Annotated in this window: 12 protein-coding genes; 4 read left to right on the top strand and 8 right to left on the bottom strand. The window is 57.7% G+C overall.

Annotation, left to right across the window (positions count from 1 at the left end):
• The first annotated feature begins 231 nt into the window (after positions 1-231).
• Positions 232-1,374 (top strand): DUF6268 family outer membrane beta-barrel protein, encoded by a 1,143-nt coding sequence (locus G536_RS0101620; RefSeq protein ID WP_157530296.1) that lies wholly within the window; start codon positions 232-234, stop codon positions 1,372-1,374.
• Positions 1,375-1,463: 89 nt separating this feature from the next.
• Here G536_RS0101620 and ppk1 read toward each other — a convergent pair whose 3' ends face one another.
• From ppk1 to G536_RS31715, 5 genes are all read right to left on the bottom strand, one after another.
• Positions 1,464-3,590 carry a polyphosphate kinase 1 gene (gene ppk1 / locus G536_RS0101625; protein WP_022821831.1) on the bottom strand — a complete coding sequence of 709 codons (2,127 nt, stop codon included), beginning with the start codon at positions 3,588-3,590 and terminating at the stop codon, positions 1,464-1,466.
• 107 nt (positions 3,591-3,697) lie between these two features.
• The gene (locus G536_RS0101630; protein ID WP_022821832.1) at positions 3,698-4,195 is read right to left on the bottom strand and encodes a SixA phosphatase family protein; all 498 of its coding nucleotides are present in this window, start codon (positions 4,193-4,195) and stop codon (positions 3,698-3,700) included.
• A gap of 279 nt (positions 4,196-4,474) precedes the next feature.
• A complete protein-coding gene (locus G536_RS32855) occupies positions 4,475-5,737 on the bottom strand; it encodes a M43 family zinc metalloprotease (RefSeq protein ID WP_022821833.1) in 1,263 nt (420 codons plus the stop codon).
• A 216-nt stretch (positions 5,738-5,953) separates the two neighbouring features.
• Positions 5,954-7,294, bottom strand: coding sequence for a GTPase HflX (hflX, locus tag G536_RS0101640; RefSeq protein ID WP_022821834.1), 1,341 nt, complete (start codon positions 7,292-7,294; stop codon positions 5,954-5,956).
• A gap of 94 nt (positions 7,295-7,388) precedes the next feature.
• A complete protein-coding gene (locus G536_RS31715; protein ID WP_157530298.1) occupies positions 7,389-8,162 on the bottom strand; it encodes a c-type cytochrome in 774 nt (257 codons plus the stop codon).
• A gap of 241 nt (positions 8,163-8,403) precedes the next feature.
• On the opposite strand from G536_RS31715, the gene G536_RS0101650 reads away from it, so the two are divergent.
• Positions 8,404-9,522, top strand: coding sequence for a glycosyltransferase family 4 protein (locus G536_RS0101650; RefSeq protein WP_022821836.1), 1,119 nt, complete (start codon positions 8,404-8,406; stop codon positions 9,520-9,522).
• Between the two features lie 69 nt (positions 9,523-9,591).
• On the top strand, positions 9,592-10,134 hold the full coding sequence (gene rfbC / locus G536_RS0101655) for a dTDP-4-dehydrorhamnose 3,5-epimerase (RefSeq protein ID WP_022821837.1): 543 nt from the start codon (positions 9,592-9,594) through the stop codon (positions 10,132-10,134).
• A gap of 152 nt (positions 10,135-10,286) precedes the next feature.
• On the opposite strand, the gene G536_RS0101660 is transcribed toward rfbC, so the two are convergent.
• Positions 10,287-11,594 carry a UDP-N-acetylmuramoyl-tripeptide--D-alanyl-D-alanine ligase gene (locus G536_RS0101660; protein WP_022821838.1) on the bottom strand — a complete coding sequence of 436 codons (1,308 nt, stop codon included), beginning with the start codon at positions 11,592-11,594 and terminating at the stop codon, positions 10,287-10,289.
• Between the two features lie 61 nt (positions 11,595-11,655).
• On the opposite strand from G536_RS0101660, the gene G536_RS0101665 reads away from it, so the two are divergent.
• Positions 11,656-13,932 carry a T9SS type A sorting domain-containing protein gene (locus tag G536_RS0101665; RefSeq protein WP_022821839.1) on the top strand — a complete coding sequence of 759 codons (2,277 nt, stop codon included), beginning with the start codon at positions 11,656-11,658 and terminating at the stop codon, positions 13,930-13,932.
• A gap of 71 nt (positions 13,933-14,003) precedes the next feature.
• On the opposite strand, the gene G536_RS0101670 is transcribed toward G536_RS0101665, so the two are convergent.
• Together G536_RS0101670 and G536_RS0101675 are read right to left on the bottom strand one after the other, a co-directional pair.
• Positions 14,004-14,786: an amidohydrolase gene (locus G536_RS0101670; protein ID WP_022821840.1), complete on the bottom strand. Its 783-nt coding sequence runs from the start codon at positions 14,784-14,786 to the stop codon at positions 14,004-14,006.
• A 204-nt stretch (positions 14,787-14,990) separates the two neighbouring features.
• A complete protein-coding gene (locus G536_RS0101675) occupies positions 14,991-16,151 on the bottom strand; it encodes a methionine aminotransferase (protein WP_022821841.1) in 1,161 nt (386 codons plus the stop codon).
• Between the last annotated feature and the right edge of the window lie 56 nt (positions 16,152-16,207).

A 16,207-nucleotide genomic window follows, 5' to 3' on the forward strand; every position in this document is an offset into this window, starting at 1 on the left:
GCGGCATCTGATTTCTGCCGCCGGATAAACTTAATAGACCTCGATACTCGTCCCAAGCAGGGAGCTGACCATCCTAGGTCAGCTCTTTGTGTGAGGAGGTAATCCGCAGGTGAGAACATGCATAAAAAACCGGGCGTGCGGCTCAGCCTTTTTAGCAACGCACCCGTTAAGACCAAACAGTTCAACGATTACCAAATTTTGACTTTGAAGCGTATGCTGGTTTTTAGTTGTATGTGGGCGCGTGCGGTGCGCAAATCGGTGTTGGGCGTAGGGGGCTTGCTACTGGCCGTGTCTGCTGTGGCACAGGTAACACCGGCCTCGCCAACACCGGTATTTCCGGCCCCGGCTCCGCCCCGTGGCGACACCCTCGCTACCGACCAAGTAGGCCAAGACCAGGAGTTTGCTACACCTTCCGTTGTAAACCAAGGACCCACCAAGGGCATCGTTTTTCACTACGAGCGAATGCCCACGTTTGGAGTTACCTCTAAAGCGCAGGTTGCCAACCTACCCAACTACTCCGCCGACGCCGAGAAAAACGCCCGGCTCATCATCAAGGGCTATATCCCGATGCTCAATCACCCTCACCTGAAGCTGATTTTAGGGGTGAACTACGAGCGGGAAGAGTTTGAATTCAAGAACACGCCTACCCGCTACGAGTTGTACGACAACATCGAGAACAAGGGCTTGAAGACGTTGGGTGCGCAGCTGGCGGTTATCCGGCCGGTGAATACCGTGAACTGGTATATCTTCCGTATCAAGGGGGAGCTAAGCGGCGACTATACCTCCAACGAGTTGAACGTGAGCGACTATCTCCGGGTATCGTCGGAGTTCATCTATGGTTGGAAGCGCAGCCCCACGTTCTCATGGGGGGTAGGGGCACAGCTGGGCTACACCTTCGGCCGACAGAGTATTTATCCGGCGGTGCTCTACAACCGCACCTTCAACTCGCGCTGGGGCCTGGAAGCTCTGTTTCCGGCCCGCGTATCAGCCCGCTACAACGTGTCGCCGAAGTCCATCTTCACGGCTGGCTATACGGTTGATGGCTTCAACTACATCGTGAAGCTGAACACGCCGCTGGTGCGCCGTACCGCCGATGGTACGCCCGAGCCCAATATTAAGCCGTTGCGCACCTTAGAGCTACGCGAAACTGAAGTAAAACTCCGGGGCCGCTGGGAGCGGGAACTGTACGACTTTATTTGGCTGGGCGTAGAAGGCGGCTACCGCTACAACTATGCCTTCGATGCCTTCGATAAAACCAACAGCGACCGGCAGAAAATCATTGATAGCCAGTTCGATTGGGCCCCCTACGCCAGCTTGGAAATATTCATTGTGCCCACTAAAGGCCTGTTGGGCATGTTTGGGGTGGGGCGCTAAACTGGCCTGCTGAAAGCCAACCCTTATAAAATAATAGCGCCCACCCTGGTAACAACCGGGGCGGGCGCTATTCTTATGCAGAAACTACGCTACTCCTTTTCTGCCAGCTTTTTGGAACGCTTACGACCAAGCTTTTTCAGGTAAGCATAGGTGTCGGACTGGGCCCGGACTTGCGGCGCGTTGGGCGAGTCGGCTGACAAGAAGTTGTTCTGCCAATCGCGGGACTTTACGTTGTCTTGGCGTTGCAGGTCGAGCAGATGGCGGACTTCCTTGCGTAGGTCGTCTTGCAGAATCGGGAAAGCCACTTCCACCCGGCGGTCCAAGTTGCGCGCCATCCAGTCCGACGACGCCACGTAGATTTTCTCTTCGCCGCCGTTGCCGAACACGTACACGCGGGCGTGTTCCAGGTACCTATCCACGATGCCGCGCTGGCTGATGTTGCTGCTCTGGCCCGGAACGCCCGGTATTAGGCACGAAATGCCCCGAATCAGTAGTTCCACCCGCACGCCGGCCTCACTGGCTTCGTAGAGCTTCAGAATCATCCGGTCATCTTGCAAAGCATTCAGCTTCAGGATAATGTAAGCATCCTGCCCTTGTGCGGCCAGCTTTATTTCGTGGTCGATGAGGGCGTTGAGTTTCTCGCGCAACTCGAACGGCGCCACCAGCAGGTGCTGGAAGCTGCCGGTTTTGTCTTGCCGGTCGGAGAAGTAGCGGAACACTTCGGCCACTTCGCTGGTCAGGCGCGGGTCGGCAGTGAATAGGCCGTGGTCGGCGTAAATCTTGCTGGTATTCTCGTTGAAGTTGCCAGTGCTTAGGTAGGCGTAGAGATGGTTGTGGCCTTCTTCGGCCCGCGTAACCAAGGCCAGCTTGCTGTGCACTTTCAGTTCTGGAATACCATAAATGACGTTGGCGCCGGCCTTTTGCAGCTTCTCGGCCCAATACATATTGCTTTCCTCATCGAAGCGGGCCTTCAACTCCACCACCACCGTTACCTGCTTGCCGTGCTTCACAGCTTTCAGCAGCGCCTTAGCCACTTCACTCTTACTGGAAACCCGGTACAGCGTGATGCTGATGGCGCTAACCAGCGGGTCGTTGGCGGCTTCCAGCAGAAAGCGCGTCACGTAATCGAAGGGCTGGTAAGGCAGGTTCAGCAGATGGTCGCGCTCGGCAATGGCAGGCAGCATGGCGCCAGTGCGGGGCAGCGTGGGATGGGGCAGGGGCGTGTGTGCTTCGTACACCAAGTTGGTTAGTCCGAAGGTTGGGAAACCGAAAAAGTCGCGGAAGTTGTGGTAGCGGCTGCCTTCTACCAGTTCATCCTTGCCAATGCCGGTTTTGTGCATCAGGGCTTTCATGGCCTCTTTGGGCATGGTAGGGTCGTAGAGCAGGCGAGCGGGGTAGCCGGTTTCGCGCTTTTGCAGGCTGCTCTTAATTTTGGCCATCAGGTTGCCCGACACCTCTTCCTGAATGTCCAATTCGGCGTCGCGGGAAAGCTTAATGGCCTGCACCTGAATCTTGCCGAACTTCGGGAACAGCGTGTGCGCGCAGCACCGGATTACGTCATCGAGGAACATGACGTACTGCTCTTCGCCTTGGGCTGGCAACTGCACAAAGCGGCCACCGTGGCGCTTCACGGGTAGCTCCATCACCAGCATCCGCTCGGTATCAGCGGCGTGCTTTTTCTTTTTGGGGGCTTCCGTGGGCTCGGTCAGGTAGAAGGTTAGGTACACCGTCTGATCCTTCAAGAACAAATGGTGCAGGTTCTCGTCCAGAATTACCGGCGACAGTAGATCCTGGACGTGTTGCTCGAAATATTGCTGTATCCACTGCCGTTGTTCATCGTTCAGGTCGTGCTCCGAAACCAGGTGGATGTGGTTTTCGCGCAAAGCGGGCAGCAAACTATTCCGGAACGTTTCGCCGAACTCCTGCTGCTGGCGGTGCACCTCTTCCAGCAACTGGCTGAGCTGCTGAGTGGGGTCTTCGCCGAGCTTGGCGCGGGTTTTCTTTTTCAGCTTCACTAACCGTCGCAGCGTGGCCACCCGGACTTTAAAATACTCGTCGAGGTTGCTGGAAAAAATAGCCATGAATTTCAGGCGCTCCAGCAGCGGCACGTCGGGGTTCTGGGCTTCCTGCAACACGCGGCGGTTGAAGGCTAGCCAGCTCAGTTCCCGGTTCAGGAGTACCGGTTTGGTAGCAACTTTTTTCTCGGTTTTTTCCATGAGACGGTGGGCAGTTCAATGAAAGGAATGAAGCGAGGAAGGTAGAGTGCCTCGCCTCAGTTAACAGCGTAAGCCGCATAAAATGAAGCGCTTGCGTTGTATGATTCTTAGTGGTTGTCCTTGGGTCGGTCGAAGAAGTAGAACTCGGAGTTGGCTTGGTCTACGCCAGCCCATGTTTCGGTGTGGAAATGCAGGCATACCACGCCGGCGGTGGGTAGCTCCTCGTTGATAGCCTCGGGCGAAAGCAAGGTCACAAACTCTGATATGGTGTTGTTGTGGCCTACCATCAGCACCGATTGTGCCGTGTCGGGGCAGGAGCGCACCACTTCCAGCAGGGTAGGTACCTCGGCGTGGTAGATTTCGGGGCGCACCTCTATTCGCTCGTGCGGATAGTCCAACTCTTTGGCTACCAAGGCCGCAGTGGTCATGGCCCGTACCGCCCCCGACGAGATAATCAAATCCAGCTTGATGTTGCGTTTGGCCAGGGCCTGGCCCATACGGGGAGCGTCGTCGCGGCCTCGGTCGTTGAGGGGGCGTTGCTCGTCGGTGAGGTCGTCGAAGCTCCAGCTGGATTTAGCGTGGCGCATCAGATATAAAGTTTTCATGCGAACAAGGTGGGTATAACTTGGGAGCACGCCTCTTTACTACGTGGCTTGCAAAATGGTTATTGCCAAGCCCAAGCACAACAGGAAAATAATGCTTCGGGCCGTGCCATGCAGTACTAACGATGCTTCGTATTGCGTTGATTATGAATTAATAAAATGAGATTCAGAAACTAGAAAAGCCTGCCGGAGTGGCAGGCTTTTCAACTGGTGAGTGGTACAATAGATTGGTTACGCAGAGCCGACGGTGCTGCAACACGCGCCGATTTTTACGTAAGTAAACTATTCTTTCTGGAAACGTTGGCGAATTGTCTGTTGGCCATCAGAAATAACCACTTGGTAGAGCCCCTGTGGTAAGCCTGAAACAGCTACCTGTGACTTACCGTTGTAGCGGGCCTGCTTCATTTCGTACCCCAGCAAATCGTACACTTTCACGGTCCAGGTAGTGGCTTTTTCGGCGGGCAGCGTTACGTTCAAAGTTTGGGTAGCAGGGTTCGGGAATAGCTGAACTTCGGGCTTGGTGGTAGCCATTTGGCGCGGAGCGGTGCCGCCTAGCGAAGTAGCCAGCGAAGCGCGAGCTCCACCAGCCCCAAATAGCGCATTCATACGAGTGCTTTGACCGGTCGAGAACATGTACATGCACGCGTCGTCGGTGTAGTCCATGTAGTTCATGCTCATGTCACCCTGGTTGTTGCACGTTACGTGAGGGAAGCTGGGGCAGCCATAGTTGGCGGTTTGCTGAGTAGGCGTGTCGCTCACCAGGTCGTTGCCGCAGCTGGCATCCCCCCAAATGTGGCGCAGATTCAGCCAGTGGCCCACTTCGTGGGTGGCAGTACGGCCTTTGTTGTAGGGAGCGGCCGAGCCGTTCGGCAACGAGGAGTACAGCACCACTACGCCGTCGGTGCTGGCCGAGCCGCCTGGAAACTGAGCGTAACCCAACAGGCCTTGGCCCAAATTGCATACCCATAGATTCAGGTACGAGCTGGTGGGCCAAGCATTGGATCCGCCGCGCTTGGCGTTTTTCACGGCGTCATTGGAGCTCCACGACGTGGTTTTGGTGAGCGTGCGCACAATACCATTGCTAGGGTTGCCATTCGGGTCGCGCTGGGCCAGTACAAACTGAATATTGGTATTAGCGGCTAATCCAGAAAAAGCCGATGGCACCAAGTTGGCATCGGAATTGAGCTTGGCGAAGTCTTTATTCAGTACGTCAATTTGCGCCTGCACTTGTGCAGTGGATACGTTTTCGGCAGCGGTCTTATATACCACATGCACTACCACCGGAATAGTAACCACGCCAGCCGTGGTGCGGCTGGCTATGCTAGCCGGGTTGGCCTGGAATGTGTGGGTTTGCGCTTCAATAGTAGCCATACGCTTCGCCAACGAGGGGTCAGCGGCTAGCTGGGCCTGCAACACATCCATGGTAGCGCACTGGCGTCCGGGTATCGTAGGAGTTTTGCTGGAAGTCAAGCGGAGGTCTTGGGCCGAAGCGGCGGAGGCCATGCCTAAAATGGAAAGGGCAAGAGCGTAGAATTTTCCTTTCATGAGTAGGGCTGATTTGGTTTTGGTTGGTGGGGATAGTGTGGAAAGGATGAATGTATTGAAATTATGTTAACATTTAGTGTGTATAATTAAGATGTTTGTATAATATAGGAATGTATATATAAAGAATTTAGAAGGATAGCCGTCATTTATGGTGGAGCAGAGGCATAAAAAAAGCTCTGGCAATTTGCCAGAGCTTTCAGGGTTGTTGGTTGGAATCTAGGCTTCCACTGTGAAATTCATGCCGGAATTAGGGTAACGCTGGTAGTGTATCTCGGCTACATGCCGCGTAATCAGGGCCCGTAACTCGTCGATGTTTTCACGCTCCTGCGCTGAAATGAAGATAACCGGGTCATGTAGCTTGGCCATGTAAGTGGCTTGGAGCTGCTGAAGCGTAGGGCGCTGCGGGGCGTCTTCGTCTTCGTTCATACCCTCGAACCCAGCCTGCTTCTCCTCTTCAGTATCATGGCGGTACTGGTCTATCTTGTTGAAGACGAGTAGCATGGGCTTGTCGGCGGCCTCAATATCCTTGAGCGTTTCGTTTACTACCTCAATTTGGTCCTCGAAGCTGGGGTGCGAAATATCCACCACGTGCACCAGCAAATCGGCCTCCCTTATTTCGTCGAGCGTACTCTTAAAGCTCTCGATGAGGCGAGTAGGCAGCTTGCGGATAAATCCTACGGTATCGGACAGCAGAAACGGCACATTGTCGAACGAAATCTTACGCACCGTAGAATCAACGGTGGCGAAAAGCTTGTTCTCGGCAAACACGTCGGAGCGGCTCAGCAGGTTCATGATGGTGCTTTTGCCCACGTTGGTGTAGCCCACCAGCGCCACCCGCACAATGCCGCCCCGCGACTTGCGCTGGGTATGGCTCTGCTTGTCGAAGTCCTTGAGCTTTTCTTTGAGTAAGGCTATCCGGTCGCGCACCACGCGCCGGTCGGTCTCAATTTCCGTTTCCCCCGGTCCGCGCTGGCTCACGCCCCCGCCACGCTGCTTATCTAAGTGGCTCCAGAGGCCCGTTAGGCGAGGCAGCAAATACTGGTACTGCGCCAGCTCCACCTGCGCCCGTGCCGTAGCCGACTTGGCCCGCGTGGCAAAGATATCGATGATGAGCAGGGAACGGTCCACGATTTTCACTTCCAACTCGGCTTCCAGATTGCGCAGCTGCGAAGGCGAAAGGTCGTCATCGAAAATGACCACCGTAATGCCTTTGTGCCGTACGTAAGCCTTGATTTCGGCCAGCTTGCCTTCGCCCACAAACGTGCGGATGTCGGGCTTGTCGAGGCGCTGTACGAAGCGGTGCTGCACGTCTACGCCGGCCGTTTCAGCCAGAAAAGCCAGCTCGTCGAGGTATTCCTGGGTGCGGGCGTCGGCTTGGCGTTTATCGGGTACGGCTACCAGCACGGCAGTTTCGCGCTGCACGGCGGTATCGTAGGTGGCGTCTTTATTGCCCTTGGCCAGCAAGCGGCCTACCCGACCAGGTATGTTATCGGTGGCGCCGGGGTGGCGGGTACTATTGGTATGCTGGCGGCCGCCAGCGTTGGATTTCTTGGCCATGTAAAGGAAAGAGTGGGTTGGGAAGGGAGAGAATAACGAATAAAAACAGTTTTCTATATAATAAGGTTCGGATGGGTCGAGCAATGCTAACAGATTACTTGAGGGTCAGAGAATACGCCACTACGGCCTGAATCTGCCCGGGCGTGAGCTGGTCTTTGAAGCCAGGCATCTTGCCCAGGCCCTGCGTTACCATGTACACGCGGCCGGTGGTATTGAGGTTGCTTTTGCTGAGGTCGTGGGCACCATTTAAACCAAGGCGGCCGTCGGAGCCGTGGCATACGGCGCAGTTCTTCGTGAACAGCACTTTGCCTTCTGTCAGGGCCACATCTACTTCAGGCTCAGCCGGTGGTGAGGCCTGTGCGGCACTAGCCGACGCGGCTGCCAGCGCCGCTGCTTCGGCCTCGGAAATTCCGGCTGGGTCGGTGGTCAGGGTGTCAACGGGTGGGGCGGCGTCGGGCGTGGCAACGGCTTCGGGCAGGCCAGGGGCGGCTAGGCTGCCTACGGGCCGGGTAGGGCGCCGAAGCGTCAGGCTGCCGGTTTCGGCTAGGCCATATACATACAAGAAGCCTAGTAGCGTAAGGGCCACGCCCGGCTTGTACTGGCGGCGCATGGCGGCAATGGCCAGCGGCAGTAGCACCAGCACCAAACCTAGCTTAGTCCAGAGCCAGCCGGGTATAGCGCCAGGGTAGGTAGCTAGCAGCCAGCCCCCCGTAACCAAAATTAGGAAGCCTAGCAGAGAATCGACCACGCGGGTGCGGGCGCGCAGAGTGCGCAGAGCTTCCTGGCGGTTCAGGAACAGCAGCGCGGCTTTAACGGCAAAAAACAGCAGAAAGGCCAGTATAACCAGCACATGCAGGCGGAGAAGCAAAGGGGAGGTATATGAAAAGGTGAAGAGTGGATTCGCGTTTCAGTAAACAAAGGTAAGGCTGGAAAAAACGGGTGGCGCGGTGAAATATTCTGTCTTGACAGACTCTCGCCCAGCAACTTTTTAACTGCGCAACCCGCTGCACCCTGCCGCGCGTAACCGGGCGGGGCCTGTTTGCCTGCCTATCTTTGTTCCCGGAACAGCAACTCACCATTTCACCACTTCACAATTTCACCTTCTGCCCGTGCGCGTTGCCATTGTAATCAACACTTCCTGGAACATCTGGAATTTTCGGCGCAGCCTGGTAACTGCCTTGCAGGCCGCCGGCCATGAGGTGCTGGCTATTGCGCCCCCCGATGGGTATTCTGAGCGGCTGGAAACCGAGCTGGGCTGCCGCTACGTGCCCATCCTGATGGAAAACAAAGGCACCAACCCCATCAAAGATGCGCAGCTGACCCGCCGTTTCTACAACATCTACCGGCGTGAGCGGCCGGATGTAGTGCTGCACTACACCATCAAGCCCAACATTTACGGAGCATTAGCAGCCCGGCTGGCAGGTATTCCCAGCGTGAACAATGTGTCGGGCTTAGGTACAGTATTCATTGTGAAGAACTTCGTGAGCCGGGTGGCCCTGCAGCTCTACCGCTACGCCTTCCGTTTCCCGCGCAAAGTGTTTTTTCAGAACGCCGACGACCGGGCGCTGTTTCTGGAACACAGCCTGGTGCGTGCCCAAATTACCGACGTGCTGCCCGGTTCCGGCGTGGACGTGCGCCGGTTCCGACCCGCTGCCGAGTTTCGACGCCAAGAGCCGTTTGTGTTCCTCATGATTGCGCGGGTGCTCTACGAGAAAGGCGTGGAAGAATATTTCCAGGCGGCCCGCCTAGTGCGCGAAGCTGTGCCCGGTACCCGCGTGCAGCTGCTGGGTGGCATTGATGAAAGCGGGGGCGTGGGCGTGAAGCGGGCGGTGTTTGAGCAGTGGCTAACCGCCGGCCACATCGAGTACCTGGGCACCACCGACGACGTAGCCGCCTACATCCGCGAGGCCGACTGCGTAGTGCTGCCCTCCTACCGTGAAGGCACGCCCAAAACCTTGCTCGAAGCCGCCGCCATGGGCAAGCCTATCGTCACGACCGACGTGCCCGGCTGCCGCGAAACTGTGGTAGATGGCCAGAATGGTTTTCTCTGCGAAGTGCGCAACGGAACTGATTTAGCCGAGAAAATGCTGCGTATCCTGGCCCTGCCCGCGGCCGAGCTGCACGCCATGGGCCAAGCCGGCCGCCAGCTAGCCGAAACCAAATTCGACGAGCAGATTGTGCTGGACAAGTACCTGCGCGAAGTGGCCGCCGTGCAAAAAGGTAATTAGGCGGGTGCCTCATCCTGCGTAACTTGCCCCTCTGAACCAGCCAACCTTAACCAGCAATATATTTTCCGCATGGAAATCAAGCAACATGCCTTAGCCGGTGTCGTGGAGTTTATCCCTCGCGTTTTTGGCGATGCCCGCGGGGCGTTTTTCGAGTCGTTTAGTGCCCGGGTGATGGAGGAAGCTGGTGTGCGGGAAAACTGGGTACAAGACAACCAGTCGCGCTCCGATAAGGGGGTATTGCGCGGCCTGCACTTTCAGCGCCCGCCCCACGCGCAAGCTAAGCTGGTGCGTGTAGCTCAAGGACGCGCCCTCGACGTCATTGTGGATTTGCGCCGCGACTCGGCTACTTACGGCCAGCACGTGCAGGTGGAGCTGGACGCGCAGCGCTACAATATGCTGTACGTGCCCGTCGGTTTTGCACATGGCTTTGTGGCCCTCGAAGACGACACGCTGTTTCTCTATAAGTGCTCCGGCTACTACCAGCCCAGCGCCGAGGGCGGCATCCTCTGGAACGACCCTGGCCTCAACATCAACTGGGGCATCGACAACCCCAAAGTGTCCGATAAAGACCAAATCTTGCCCGTGCTAGAAGGCTTCGAGAGTCCTTTCTAGACCACGGCTTTTGTTAACGCATAAAATGAGAACAGGCTGCCAAGTGGCAGCCTGTTCTCATTTTATGCGTTTGGTGTGTTATGTGCACGGTTTACAAACCAATAATCGTCACCGAAATCCGTACAATCCGGCGAATCTGCAAAATCCGTGATTCAGACGAGGGGGAGCAAGGTTTCTAGGCCCATGCCGCGGGAGCCTTTGATGAGGATTTGCTGGCCTTGCAACGCCTGAGTTTGCAGCCAGTCGGCGGCTTCGGCTTTGGTGGTGAAATAGTGCGCGGTACCACCAAGAACGGCATGCGCCAGGCGCATTTCTGGGCCAACCAGCACTGCTGTGCCAAACGGCAAATCGGCCAATAGGCGGCCTAGCTCGGTGTGTTCGTGTTGGCTCTCGTCGCCCAGTTCGAACATGTCGCCCAAAACCACCACCTTCTGGTCGTTGCTGGTGCCGGGGCGGGCCGCGAAGCTACGTAGCGCTGCTGCCATGCTGCTGGGGTTGGCGTTGTAGGCATCCAGAATCACTTCATTGCGGCCGGTTTGCACCAACTGGGAGCGGTTGTTGGTGGGCGCATACGCGGCTAGCGCAGCAGCAATATCGGCAGTAGAAACCCCAAAATGCTGCCCCACAGCGGCGGCGGCGGCTAGGTTTGGGAAGTTGTAGTCGCCGGTAATCTGGGCCTTCACCAGCGTACCATCAGCTAGGCGCAGGCTGATGTTAGGCGTAGCCCCTACGAACGTAGCGGGGTAGGTATCGGTGGGGGCGGGGTAGCTGACGCGCTGCGGCACCGCTTCCGCTAGGGCGGGCAGCCGGGCATCCAGCGTATTCACGAAGGCTGTGCCGCCCGCTGCTGCCAGAAACTGGAACAATTCGGCTTTGCCCTTGGCAATGCCTTCCTGCCCGCCAAAGCCTTCGAGGTGAGCCTTCCCGATGTTGGTAATCAGGCCGTGGGTGGGTTCGGCAATGGCGCTGAGCAGCGCAATTTCGCCCTGATGGTTGGCGCCCATTTCCACAATAGCCAGCTCGTGGTCAGTGGGTTGGATGCTGAGCAGCGTGAGGGGCACGCCAATGTGGTTGTTGAGGTTGCCGCGGGTGTACTGCACCCGAAAACGCCGGCTCAGGACGCTGTTAACAAGTTCTTTAGTGGTGGTTTTGCCGTTCGAACCGGTAATGGCCAGCACCGGGATAGTGAGTTGCCGGCGGTGATGGCGCGCTAAGTCTTGAAGAGTCAGCAGCGGGTCGGGGGCGTAGGTGTAGCGGGCAGGGTCGGTGGCGGCCAGGGCGGCATCGTCCACTACGGCGTGGCGAGCTCCTTGCGCCAGCGCCGGGGCGGCAAAGTCGGCCCCGCGAAAAGACGGGCCGTTCAAGGCAAAAAACAGCGTGTTGGTCTGCGGCTGCCGCGAATCGGTGCTGACGGACGCACAGGCGCGAAACTGGTCGTAGAGGGCCGCTATGTCTTGCATGATGTTTGTGGTAACTTAGAGATAAATTCTTGTGTTCTACCGAAAAGCAACGATGCCTTCTATGATTTCACGTTTCCTATTCACTTGCGCTTTGCTAGGCTGCTACGTAGGTACGCACTCGGCCGTGGCACAATCCACGGCATTCGGCTTCGAGCTTCGGTCGGTGGCAAAAGTAGTGCAAGGCACCGATACCCTGCGCCATGCCTGGGCCGGTGGCCTCGACTCGCCGCAGTTTTCCAACATCGACCTCAACGCCGACGGGCAGCAAGATTTATTTGTTTACGACCGGCGCACCCGGCGGGTGCTCACTTACCTCAATGCAGCCAATCCGGCGGGTGGCCGGCAGTGGCAGTACGCCCCCGACTACGAAGTACTGTTTCCGGCGGGCATGCACAGTTGGGCGCTGCTACGCGACTACGACTGCGACGGCCGCCCCGACCTATTTACCAGTGGCAACAGTGAAGTGGATATTCAGGTGTACCGCAACGTGGCTGGGCCCAACGGCCGGCCCACGTTTACGCTGGTGAACCCGCTGGTGTCAGCCATGGTAGGACCCAACCTTGTCAACATCAATACGGGTAGTCATCTACCTGCTATTGAAGACGTGAATGGGGACGGAAAGCTGGACATCCTGATTTATAATTGGGATAATCTGCGCTTCATCGACTACTATCAGAACACTAGTACTGCCTGCGGGGGACTGCAATTCCGGCTGGTTTCCAGTTCGTGGGGCGATATCCAGTCGTGCCTGCTCACGTGCGGTTCGTACGACATCAACACCACGGCACTGTGCCGCCCTACGGGTACGCTGCACAGCTCGGGCAGCAACCTGACTGTACTGGACCTGGACGGCGACGGGGATAAAGACGTGCTAGTAGGCCGCGACTTTTGCACGCAACTGACTTCGCTCACCAACCGCGGAACCAACGCTCAGGAGGCATTTACGAATGCCGACATCAGCAACACCTTCCCGGCTGGGACAACGCCCATACGGGTGCCCAATTTTGCTACCGGCTACCACGTTGATGTCAATTTTGATGGCCGCCGCGACCTGCTAGTGGCGCCTGCCGTGTACGACAACCTCGATACCATTGAAACCCGCCGCTCGGTGTGGTTCTATGAAAATGCGGGTACGGGTGCGGCCACCAATTTCCAGTTCCGGCAGAACGATTTCCTCCAGCGTGACATGATTGAAGCCAGCTCGCTGGCCAGCACCACGTTTCTGGATGTAGATGGCGACGGACTAAAAGACATGCTGGTGGCCGGCACCCGCCACGATGTAGGCACCCTGTTTGCGGCCTCGCTGGCGTACTACCGCAACGTGGGCACCCTCAGTCGCCCTGTGTATAGCCTCGTCACCAACAACTACCTGAACCTGTCCGCCAAGAAGTACGCCCGCATCCAGCCCATAGCCGTCGACCTGAACCGTGACGGGGCCCTGGATTTGGCATTTACCTGCTTCGAAACCTACGGCCGGGGCGCTTACCTAGGGTTCTTTCTGAACCAAGCGGCAGCTGGGGCGCCAGTTAGCTTCAACACCACCACGGTACGCACCATCAGTAACCTGCCGAACAGCCAATATGATATGGCGGCCTTCTTCGATGTAGACAACGATGGGTACGTAGACTTGCTCTACAGCACCAATTCCAACCGTATCGACCTGCCCGCCGGCCAAAGCCTGCGCTATTACCGCAACAACGGCAGCAGCAACCTGGAAACGGCCTTCGTGATAACCAATTCCGACTACGGCCAGATTCGGACGGCTACCAACACTCGGCCCAGCAACCTGTGCCCCGTAGTGGCCGACTTCGATGGGGACGGGGCGCCCGACTTGCTGACTGTGGATATCAGCGGCCAGATCCGCATGTTCGGCAACATCCGGGCGCAGAGCGGCGTGTTCCTGGACCGCACCAGCTTGTTTTACAACACGCTGCTAGGTACTTATAACGACGGCCAACTAGGTATCCGTGACCAGAACCACACCAGCCTAGCCGCCGCCGATGTGAACGGGGATGGCGTGCCCGAGCTGTTCATTGGCATGGAAAGCGGCGGCGTACTGGCGGCAGCCACTCGCAACCGAGTGCTAAGCACCCGCGGAGCCGCCCAAAGCCTGGCTCTCTCGCTGTACCCGAACCCAGCTACTACCAGTGCCACCGTGGCCGCCCCGCGCCCCGTGCGCCTCACCCTCTTCGACCTCACTGGCCGTGTGGTACGCACCATAGCAACGCCCGCCCGCCAGCACGAGTTGGATTTGCGCGGACTGGCCTCAGGCCTCTACATCGTCCGTTGCGAAACCACCGACGGCCAGCTAGGCGTGCAACGGCTGGAAGTGAAGTAAAAGTGACTTAGTAAGCTAGTGCAAGGGGGAGTTGAATGTTCAACTCCCCCTTGCACTAGCTTACTAAGTCACTATTTCGTGAGCTCGAAGGAGTCGGCGTCGTGCAGGGCGGGGAAACGCTCCCGGAATGCCACCAAGTCGGCGTAGCGGAGGGAGCGGGTGATGCCGGTTTCCTGGTTGCCCACTTCCACCAAATACTCGCCGCGCATATCCAGCAAGGCCGAGTCGCCGGAATAGGCGAGGCTGTTGCCATCGATACCCACGCAGTTCACGCCCATGGTGTACGCTACGTTTTCAATGGCGCGGGCACGTAGCAGCGTCATCCAGGCGGTGCGGCGGGCGGCGGGCCAGTTGGCTACGTATAGCAGCAGGTCGTAGGGTTCGGTGGCAGAGTTGCGGCTCCATACCGGGAAGCGCAAATCGTAGCATACAAAAGGGCAGATACGCCAACCGCGCCATTCCTCTATTAGGCGCTCGGTGCCAGCGGTGTAGGTGTGCTGCTCGTTGGCCATCGTGAACAGATGGCGCTTGTTGTAATAGCTCAGGCGGCCGTCGGGCCGCACCCACAGCAGGCGGTTATAGTAGCGCCCGTCTTCTTTGATGATGATACTACCCGTAATTACGGCATTGCGGGCGGTTGCCAGCTCTTGCAGCCACGTCACCGTAGGGCCATCCATGGGCTCAGCTAATTTGGCGGCGTCCATGCTGAAGCCAGTAGTGAACATTTCGGGCAGCACAATCAAATCGGGCGCCAGGGAAATTTCGTCGATATGTCGTTGCAGTTCGGCTCGGTTGGCCGCCGGATTGTGCCACTGCAAGGAGGCCTGCACGAAGGATACAGTTAGGTCAGACACAAGGGTAGGGCAATAGGGAGTAGGAGAAGAGCAGTATTTCTATCAAGAAATATAAGACGGTTGGCAACACAAAAGAGTTATGCTAGCCTAAAATAATTTCAGATAGAAAGGCAGGGGATATAGCCTGAATAAGTGCCAAACGCCCCAAGGGTACTTGCTGAAAACAGCTTGGGTATAAGTGCTAGATTCACTGAGTGCTAGCCTCTACAAAGTCTTCAGTTGTTCGGCGGCGGCACGGAGCGTGGCCTCCTGCTTAGCAAAGCAGAAGCGGACCAGGCCTTCGTCGTGGCCGTTGTGGTAAAACGCCGACACGGGCACCACGGCCACGCCGGCTTCGCGAGTGAGACGTTGGGCAAACACTACATCGGGCTCGGTGGAAATACGGGCGTAGCGGGCCAGCTGGAAGTAGCCGCCGGGCACGGGTAGCAGCTCGAAGCGCGACTCGGCCAGCAACTCCCGGAATAGGTCGCGCTTGGGCTGGTAGAAGGCAGGTAGCTGCTGGTCGTGGGTAGGGTCGGCCTCCAGCGCATCGGCCAGGGCATGCTGAGTGGGCGTGCTCACGGCAAACGTAAGGAACTGATGCACCCGGCGTACCTCGGCGGTAAGAGCTAGCGGCGCTACGCAGTAGCCCATTTTCCAGCCGGTAGCGTGGTAGGTTTTCCCGAACGACGACAGCACGAAAGCCCGTTCCCGCAACGCCGGCTGTTGTAGTACGCTGCAATGCGGCTGCCCATCAAACACCATGTGCTCGTACACTTCGTCGCTGAGCACCAGTACGTTGGTGTTAGCTAATATTTCGGCCAAGGTATCGAGGTCGGAGGCGGAAAGTACGGCACCGCTGGGGTTGTGCGGCGAGTTAAGCATGATGAGGCGAGTGCGGGGCGTGAGGGCGGCGCGTACCCGGTCCCAGTCGGGGCGGAAGGTGGGGGCCGGTAGGGGTACGTACACAGGCACGCCGCCTTGCAGCCGGATGGCCGGGCCGTAGAGGTCGTAGGCCGGCTCCAGTACCAGCACCTCGTCGCCGGGGTGCACTACGGCGGCCAGCACGGCGTACAGCGCTTCGGTGGCGCCGCAGGTTACAGTTATTTCGGTGGCTGGGTCAGGGGCGGGCACGCCGTACACGCGGGTGGTTTTGGCGGCAATGGCTTCGCGCAGGCGCGGCAGGCCGGGCATAGGTGCGTACTGGTGGTGGCCGGCGGTGCGGGCGTGGTGGGCTAGCGCCTCCTGCAGCGCCAGCGGCGGGTCGTAATCAGGAAAGCCCTGAGCTAGGTTGATGGCGCCGCACTCCTGGGCCAGCTGCGTCATCACCGAGAAAATGCTGGTGCCCACATCGGGCAGCTTGGAAACTAGAGGAGGCAGGGCCATGCGGAAAGTCGGGAGGTGGAACAGACGCCCAAAATACGCTGCGGTACCGGAAAGTT

Source organism: Hymenobacter norwichensis DSM 15439 (assembly GCF_000420705.1).
Classification (GTDB): Bacteria; Bacteroidota; Bacteroidia; order Cytophagales; family Hymenobacteraceae; genus Hymenobacter; species Hymenobacter norwichensis.

Excerpts from the sequence above, each read along its gene's own strand:
- G536_RS0101620 (WP_157530296.1), top strand. The coding sequence starts at position 232 with ATGTGGGCGCGTGCGGTGCGCAAATCGGTGTTGGGCGTAGGGGGCTTG.
- ppk1 (WP_022821831.1), bottom strand. The coding sequence starts at position 3,590 with ATGGAAAAAACCGAGAAAAAAGTTGCTACCAAACCGGTACTCCTGAAC.
- G536_RS0101630 (WP_022821832.1), bottom strand. The coding sequence starts at position 4,195 with ATGAAAACTTTATATCTGATGCGCCACGCTAAATCCAGCTGGAGCTTC.
- G536_RS32855 (WP_022821833.1), bottom strand. The coding sequence starts at position 5,737 with ATGAAAGGAAAATTCTACGCTCTTGCCCTTTCCATTTTAGGCATGGCC.
- hflX (WP_022821834.1), bottom strand. The coding sequence starts at position 7,294 with ATGGCCAAGAAATCCAACGCTGGCGGCCGCCAGCATACCAATAGTACC.
- rfbC (WP_022821837.1), top strand. The coding sequence starts at position 9,592 with ATGGAAATCAAGCAACATGCCTTAGCCGGTGTCGTGGAGTTTATCCCT.
- G536_RS0101660 (WP_022821838.1), bottom strand. The coding sequence starts at position 11,594 with ATGCAAGACATAGCGGCCCTCTACGACCAGTTTCGCGCCTGTGCGTCC.
- G536_RS0101665 (WP_022821839.1), top strand. The coding sequence starts at position 11,656 with ATGATTTCACGTTTCCTATTCACTTGCGCTTTGCTAGGCTGCTACGTA.
- G536_RS0101675 (WP_022821841.1), bottom strand. The coding sequence starts at position 16,151 with ATGGCCCTGCCTCCTCTAGTTTCCAAGCTGCCCGATGTGGGCACCAGC.